The organism is Micromonospora sp. bgisy143 (assembly GCF_057708145.1).
The window spans coordinates 61,316-68,712 of record NZ_JBYIRN010000034.1 but is presented as its reverse complement, the minus strand read 5'-3'; the positions used below and the strand labels follow the sequence as shown (position 1 = coordinate 68,712).

Below are 7,397 nucleotides of genomic sequence, written 5' to 3'. Positions count from 1 at the left end.
GCTAGCGGTGGCAGTAGCAGGTAGCAAGGCCACGTGACGCGCAGGGCCAAGGAACTCCTAAACCCTGAGCGCTGAGGCCAAGCGCGGTTAGACCCTATGCCGGATGCTGCGCAACGATCGAAGATCATCGGGCACAGATCCGGCACAGCCGACAACGGAAAGACGTGCGAGATGTCGAGAACTGCCGAGGGTTGCAAGCCAGGTCGGAGCGCCGATACGTCCGTCTTGGCTGGCTTCTCCGTCACGACCCGGGTTAGGGGTTCGAGTCCCTTGAGCCGGCTCTGACCCGCATCGCCATCGCTCGTCCCGCGCGCTCCTCAGCCCCAGGTTGGAGGGCTCTGTATCCACGTCCAGGGTCGAACGATCACCAGCCAGGTCGCTAGCACCGCTTCGTATCCGACGGTGGTGATCACGAACAGGAGCAGGGTCAACCATCCGTGCCCGGCCGTGATCGGCGGTAGTAGCGCGAAGAACAGCACCACCAGCAGTACGGGGGCGGATACGACACGCCAACGGCCGGTCGGCCAGCTGCCAAACGTTGTGATCATCACGGTGAGGGCAAGGGCCGACGCAGCGAGGCCGACCAAGGCTCCGCCGAATGCCACGGGGCTGTGGACGTTCACCGCGTAGGTGGCCGAGTGCAGGATCAGCATGCCTATCGTCACGAACGACAGCACGATCATCCCGCCGACCGCGAAGTTCTCGTTTTGTCTAGCCGCCGCAACCCAGCCGGAGGGCCGCAAGGCTGGGGCCGCATCGCCGCTCTGGACACCTGAATCACTGTCGACTCCCATGTTGGGAGCATGACAGACAGGAGCGGCAAGGCAACAGACCGCAACGCGAAGCTCGTCGAGTGACTAACTGGGTGACGACCGGTAGGAGCAGGGTCGGATGTCCAGGGACGCCCACGGACCGATCGTGCCGCTTGCATGGGCGTTCAACGCAAGTCGTCGCCCGCCGATGGTTCCTTCACACCGAAGGCGTCCAGTGGCTCCACGTCGGTCCCGACGGGCAACGGGTGCAGCCAGTCGTCTCGCACGCTTCAACGTCCCAATGGATGCTGCTCGTCGCCGGACAGTCTTGTCGGCTGCACTCCGTCGAGTCATCCTCGTGCAGGGTCACCGTTCCGAGACACGATGGAGCAGGCTCGACGCCATTCGGGAACCGGGCCACGAGCACCTTCCTGAGTGACTAAGTGGGTGACGATCAAGAAGCACAACGCTGGACGCTGGTGGACGATCTGGCTCAGCGTAGCCGGCAGCCGCCGCAGGTCAGGACGTCGTGTTGATTGCCTGGGGGTCAAGGAGCCGTCGGGGCGTGGGAAGCGGACGGAGCTGCGCCGAAAGCTCTGCCATCATCGACCCTCGCCGGGGTTACGACGAGCGTTGTTCGCTTCGCTATCAGTACCCTCTGTGCCAGGTAAGACTACCTGTTCCGAAGTGCGGCTCTATATGCGTCGTCTACTATTCGGGCAAACAAGCGCTCACGGGATTGAAAAGATGGCTCTAGGTACGCCTGGCGTGAGTTCTTCCAGAAGTCGCGGATTTTGCCACTCTCGAACTTGCGCTTCATTTCCGAGCGAAGCTCTGGCTCCGTGATGGTGCCAAGGTCGAAGGCTGTAAGTAGGTACGCGAATACCAGGTTCGTATATGCGCGTAGGCGAGCCTCGGCCGCAGGAGTTTCTTCCCGATAGCCCCACGCGGCCAGGAGCTCTGGGTCGTCGAGCGCCGGCTTAACAAGTTCAAGGCGCATTGTGCGTGAAGCCTGCACTTGGCTAATCCGCGTTTGCTTTCGCTGCATCAGGAGAGAAAGAGCTACGCCAGCGAGTGCGATCATTGAGATCGCTGTGGAGCCGACGGCTGCGATGCGCTCAATCATGACGGCATGGTAGGGCGCACACGCAAACGGCCCTCGACGAACGCTGGGCTAGGGCACAAGCCGTTGCTGCGCGGGGAGAGGGCCCGGCTATGAACGCCGGTGGGCAGTTGACAGCAGCGTCGACAGCCACGGGGCGACACATCGCCGGATGCGCAGAGTCGGCAACGGATCAACCGCCGAGGTGGCAGACGGGCGCCTACCCGACCGCACAAAGCGCCCAGAACTTACAAGCGAGGGGTCGCAGGTTCGAAACCTGCCGCGCCCACCACCAATCATCAGCCGTGTTGAACGCTTAATCCTGCGGCGGGGGCGTGAGCCAGGCGAGGGGCTGTCCGTTGAGGGCGGCGTCGGCGAGGCGCTGGGCGCTGGCCGTCTTCAAAGCGGCTCGTGAGCTGTCGATCCAGCGCTGGACATTGTCGATGCCCTGGTGGCGGTACTCGACCGCTTGGACGAGGCATTCCAGCTTGTCAGCGTCACGAGCGACGACAGCGTCCAGCGTCTCGCCAGCTTCGTACTCGGCGACTGCGGCCCTGATGACGTCGACGACCGGCGGTGGACAGCCGGCTACCTGGTCGGCGGTGACGACCGTGTTGGGTAGTGCGGTGAGGTACCGCTTGGCGATGTGCGGGATGTCGGTGATCCGAGTTTCCTGGGTGTCGTGCAGGGTGCAGAGCATCGATACCCGGGCCGGATCGGCGCCCTCCATGGCGGCGAGCATCATTCCGATGAGCGCCGTTCGGAAGGAGTGCTCGGCGATGGACTCGGGTTGCTTGACGCCGGCGAACCACCAGCCGGTCCGGGCTGCGCGTTTGAGGACACCGGCTTCGAAGATGAATCTCATGGCTCCGGCGTCGTGGTCGTCGGTCATCTACCCGTCCCTGTGCCGGTGAGTCCGTCCGCCCGCAGGCTGTAGACGATAGAGATTAGTTCCTGCCGCGACTGCGCGGAGATTCGGTCGCTGTCCAGGAGCGGGACACTGCGATCGAGGAGAGCCCGAATTGCGGCAGGGTTGTCGAGAGCGAGACCACGTCGTGCGGCCAGCAGAGCCCAGACGTTGTGGATGTTGAGATCGACATAGGGATGCCCCGGATCGAGGCGCTGGACCAGGTGCCGAAGAAGGCATGAGCCATGCCAGTCAGTCAGCGCTCCGGGCATGAACGAGTCGTCGCGGTGGCGGTAGGGGACCTCGCCGACCCAGTAGGCCGAGTAGTTGAGGGCCGCGCGCTCGCAGGCGTCGTCGGGATGGGCCCGAGCGATGAAGTCCCGCAACGGTTCCGGGTCACCCTGGTTGGCGAGGGACGTGACGATGGAGCGGGCATCGGGCCACAGCGGCGACCAGGTGCTGAAGGTGATCGTGCGATGGGCTCGTGCGGTGCTCTGGTTGAGCCAACCTGCTGCTGCCTTGGTGGGGTCCATGCCGGCTAGGAAGCAGGATTGCCGATGCAGCAGCACGTTCCGATGTCGTCCGGCTGCGGCGCGTTCGGCGAGCACGTGAAGGTGAGCGAAGAATGCACGTTGCTCGTCGACGGCCAGGGTCGGCCCCGACGCGACTGGACCTCGGCGGGGATGGGCGACGGGGAGCCCCCTGGCGAAGGTCGGTGTCTGCCCGAGGACAGCCCAGAGGATCAAGTCGGTCAGACGGTGGGTGAGCACGAACCAGCCCAGCGGCTGGTCCACGATGTCGCAGCGGTCCACCTGATCGCTGAGGCGGCGGAGAGGATGAAATCTGCCTCGGCGGCATCGTCAAGTGCCGCGAGCAGGAGTGTGTTCGCGCCGATCCGTCCGAGCCGGCGTCGGACGGCGATCGCCTGCCCGAGCGGTACCGCGGTGAACGGCCGGCGCCCGGATTCCCAGCTCTGCACGGTCACGCGATCGACGTCCAGGTCGACGGCAAGCTGCTCCTGGGTGAGCGGGATGGACTCACGGATCAGCTTGAACAGGTAGCCCGTCACCTCGCCGCGATCTGACCCAGATCGTCCGCGACCCCTCATGCGTCATTCCTACGTTGACTCGTGGTCGACGTTCCGCCGTGCAACGCGTACTGCGGAAGCGCATCTCGCCTGTTCAGTCGTACTGCGGGTGAGTCCAAGCGACGCCGTCGTGATCGTAGCGTCGCAGTTACCGAACGTTCCAGATCCGGTCCCGTGGTTCGGGGTCGGCCGTGAAGTGCTGCCCGGCGGAGGGAGCCAGCGATGCGGGATAGGACATCACCAGGGCGACGGGTGACCTATGACGAGTACCTGACCGCTGTCGCGCTGACCCTGGCACGACGCCACCGCCCAGCCTGGTCGTGGCCGATGTGGAGGTGGATCTGCCGCTGCGGGGCGGAACTGCCCTGTCGCAGCCGACACCACATCCCAATCAACCGGGGGCACTGGCCTGACCAGGAGGAGCAGTGATCGACAAGGCCGAGGGAAGATCCTCATCGGGTGTCTGCCCGGGAAGGACGACATTTGTACCGGCTGTCGGATGTGTTGATCGCGGCTCACGCCGTACCCGTGCCGGCAGGTGGACTGGGGCGACCAGCCGGCGGGCGCGGTCGATGACGGCGGCGCTGCGCGGAGGTCGCGCATGACCACGCACGGCCCGGTGCTGCCGATCTGGAGCTGCGGCGGCTGCGATGCGCCCTGGCCCTGCCGCACACGGCAGCGCGAGCTGCTCGCCGAGTTCGACGACGCCCCGATCTCCCTGGCGCTCTACCTAGGTGCCCAACTGGTGCGGGCCACCCAGGATCTGACCTGGGTGCCGGCGGGTGCGCTGCACAGACGCTTCCTCGGCTGGCTTCGGTGAGCATCCTGCGGCCGGGCGACGAGAAGTTCCACTACAGCGACGGCTCGCACAAGTGGATCCCACCGGACCCGGACTACGACCAGGCGGTCTGGGATGAACAGGTCCGCCAACACAAGTACGGCCACCTCCGGAACGAGCGCCCCAAGGTTCGCATCCAGCGCCCCGTCTGACGGCAGCGAAGTGCAGCAACCGGCCGCTTTCCCCGCAGCGTCCGTACGAGCGTCAAGGCGGTCTTGACGTGACGGCGGTGTCAGGACTGGGTGCGGGTCCACTGCTGGTTGGCGCCGGTGCCGCAGGTGTACTGGGTGATGTCGGTGCCGTCTGCCGTGCCGCTGCTCACCACGTCCAGGCACTTGCCGCTGTGTCGGGCGCGCAGCTGGTAGTAGGTGCCGGCGGCGACCCACTGCCACTGCTGGTTGGTGCCCCCACCACAGGTGTACTGGATGATGTTGGCGCTGTTGGCCGTGGAAGCGTCGGCGACGTCGAGGCATTTGCCGCTGTTCTGGTTGACGATCCGGAAGTAGCCGCTACCGGCATCGCGGAACTCCCACTTCTGGTTCGCGCCCCCGTTCCAGGACCATTGTTTGACTTCGGCGTTGTCGCTGACGGACATGTTCACCACGTCGACCACCTTGCCGCTGTTGCGGTTGGTGATGCGGTAGGAGAGCGGCGCCTCTCCGGTGACGGTGCCCGCGGCGGTATCGATGGTGATGGTGGGATACCAGGTCAGGCTCATGGTCGTGGCGGTGGGGAAGGCGATCGGCAACCACACGTACTGGGAATCGTTGACCGGCCCACCCCAGGCGCCGGCCCAGCGGTCGCCCATGTAGAGGTAGCTCGTCGTCGACGTGCCCTGGATGGGGAGCACGAAGGCCGACTGGGAGCGGAAGGTGGTCGAGTCCCCGACGTTGGTCATGCCGCTCCACGGACCGGAGATGCTGGACGCCGTGGCGTACCTGGCCTGGTTCGGGCTCCAGCCGGTCAGGCCCGAGGTGAGCAGGAAGTAGGTGCTACCGCGCTTGAACAGGGCCGGTGCCTCACGGTTGCCGTCGTTCCAGAAGTTGCCGACCAGCGTGGCCGGGGTGAGGTAGTCGGCGCTGAGGCGGTAGATGAGCAGGTCGCGGTTCTCGTCGCCGGCCGAGATCATGTAGGCGGTACCGCCGTCGTTGTAGAGCGTGATGTCCCGCGACATGTTGCCCAGCGGCCGGAAGCTGCCGTGGTAGGTGTAGGTGCCGTCCACGGTGGCCGAGGAGGCGACGGCGGCCCTGGCCTCGCCGTAGTCACTGCCGTTCTCCTTGTGCATCCACATCACGTACCGGTTGGTGCTGGCGTTGTAGATGACCTTCGGCCGCTCGATGTTTGCCGATTGCAGTTCCGCCGCCGACGACTGGGTCAGCACGTTGTTGCGGAACTCCCAGTCGCGCAGGTTGGTGGAGCGGTAGACGGAGACCGCCCGGAACGTGTTGTTGGCGTTGCGGTTCTCGCCGAACCAGTAGTAGTAGTCGCCGACCTTGAGCACCCCACCACCGTGCGCGTGCACCAGATTGCCGGCGGTGTCGGTGAACTGCGTGCCGTTGGGGATCGTGACCGGCGCGGCCTGGGCCGGGGCGGCGGCCAGGGTGCTGACCGCCACGATCGCCGTTCCGACCAGGGTGAGAGCCGCCGCCAGGGATGGAAGCAGTCTGTTGCGTCGCACTAGGTACGTCCTTCCGTGGGCGGACGACGGCACCACCGTCCGAACCGATTCGCCAATCAATGTACATCTATCTTGGCTGTTGGTGACCTCATCCGCCGGCTGGTGGGCCGGTTGGTCCACTGACGCGGGACGAGCCTCACGCCCGGTCGGCGACCATCACCCGGCTGTGTGCCAGCGACGTGGTCCTGCGGGTCGGCACGGACAGGGCCCGTGCCGTGTCGAGCAGGTCGTGGTCGTCGGTGACCGTGAAGCCGTGCCGGACGAGCAGAGCGGCCATGGCGGCCGGTGTCCAGGTCGAGCGCCACGGTTCGGAGGCCCAGAAACTGCGCCGTCCGGTGGACGCCATCAGCATCCGCGCGACGAGCCGGCCCAGCGTCAGGGACGTCCCGGGCAGCTGAAAGTTGACGACGAGGCGGCTCGTCGGGGCCGAGCAGGCGGCGAGCGCGGCGACCGTCGTGGACACCTCCGTCGTGGTCAGGTACGGCACGACGCCCTCCCAGATCCACGTCGTCGGCTCGTCGGGGCGATGCCCGGCAGCTGCCAGCGCCTCGGCGAGCCGGTCACGGCGGAAGTCCACCGCCACGAACGTCGGCGGGGCGCCGGGCAGAGCATCGGCGCGTTCGCGTTTGTCGCGTTGGCTGCTCGGCTGGTCGACCTCGAAGACCGTCCGGCCCGCGAGCTCCGGCATCCGCCAGGCCCGACCGTCCAGCCCGGCCCCGAGGATCACCACCTGCGAGCTGTGGTGGGCGCGTACGGCGTCGTCGATCGCCACCGTGCGGGGCACGATCATCTCGGCGCAGGCCCGTACCGTCTCGTAGTCGACCCGTTGCCGCCACGACCGGGGCGCGGCGTCGTCGCGTACCCAATCGACGGCCTCGCGCTCGTCGGCGCGGAGCAGGCGCATGGCCGTCGGGTCCGCGAACCGGCCGGGAGCGACCAGGCCGTCCGCCGCCGCGCGGCCCTGACAGACGAGCACCGCGGTACGGCTCGCGGATCGCGTTCCCGACATCGCTCGCGCTCCCGTCCGTGTCCC

Annotated in this window: 7 protein-coding genes and 1 pseudogene; 2 read left to right on the top strand and 6 right to left on the bottom strand. The window is 66.4% G+C overall.

Features of this window, described 5'->3' with window-relative positions:
* Positions 1 to 317: 317 nt before the first annotated feature.
* The 4 genes and pseudogenes from AC3EN4_RS28585 to AC3EN4_RS28570 form a co-directional block, all read right to left on the bottom strand.
* On the bottom strand, positions 318 to 794 hold the full coding sequence (locus AC3EN4_RS28585) for a hypothetical protein (RefSeq protein WP_435209309.1): 477 nt from the start codon (positions 792 to 794) through the stop codon (positions 318 to 320).
* A 631-nt stretch (positions 795 to 1,425) separates the two neighbouring features.
* Positions 1,426 to 1,878 carry a DUF6082 family protein gene (locus AC3EN4_RS28580; protein WP_435209307.1) on the bottom strand — a complete coding sequence of 151 codons (453 nt, stop codon included), beginning with the start codon at positions 1,876 to 1,878 and terminating at the stop codon, positions 1,426 to 1,428.
* A gap of 292 nt (positions 1,879 to 2,170) precedes the next feature.
* Complete coding sequence (locus AC3EN4_RS28575; protein ID WP_435209305.1) at positions 2,171 to 2,746, bottom strand: HD domain-containing protein; 576 nt, start codon at positions 2,744 to 2,746, stop codon at positions 2,171 to 2,173.
* Positions 2,743 to 3,869 (bottom strand): annotated as a pseudogene (locus tag AC3EN4_RS28570) (helix-turn-helix domain-containing protein). Before AC3EN4_RS28570 ends, AC3EN4_RS28575 begins: the two are co-directional and overlap by 4 nt.
* A 580-nt stretch (positions 3,870 to 4,449) precedes the next feature.
* Between AC3EN4_RS28570 and AC3EN4_RS28565 the strand changes: the two are divergent.
* Both AC3EN4_RS28565 and AC3EN4_RS28560 read left to right on the top strand, forming a co-directional pair.
* Positions 4,450 to 4,668, top strand: coding sequence for a hypothetical protein (locus tag AC3EN4_RS28565; protein ID WP_435209303.1), 219 nt, complete (start codon positions 4,450 to 4,452; stop codon positions 4,666 to 4,668).
* Entirely contained in the window at positions 4,665 to 4,838 is a 174-nt protein-coding gene (locus AC3EN4_RS28560; RefSeq protein WP_435209301.1) for a hypothetical protein, read from the top strand. Before AC3EN4_RS28565 ends, AC3EN4_RS28560 begins: the two co-directional genes overlap by 4 nt.
* An 80-nt stretch (positions 4,839 to 4,918) precedes the next feature.
* Here the strand turns inward: AC3EN4_RS28560 and AC3EN4_RS28555 are convergent, their stop codons facing one another.
* Both AC3EN4_RS28555 and AC3EN4_RS28550 read right to left on the bottom strand, forming a co-directional pair.
* Positions 4,919 to 6,364 carry an RICIN domain-containing protein gene (locus AC3EN4_RS28555; protein WP_435209299.1) on the bottom strand — a complete coding sequence of 482 codons (1,446 nt, stop codon included), beginning with the start codon at positions 6,362 to 6,364 and terminating at the stop codon, positions 4,919 to 4,921.
* A 136-nt stretch (positions 6,365 to 6,500) separates the two neighbouring features.
* Positions 6,501 to 7,373, bottom strand: coding sequence for a class I SAM-dependent methyltransferase (locus AC3EN4_RS28550; protein ID WP_435209298.1), 873 nt, complete (start codon positions 7,371 to 7,373; stop codon positions 6,501 to 6,503).
* Between the last annotated feature and the right edge of the window lie 24 nt (positions 7,374 to 7,397).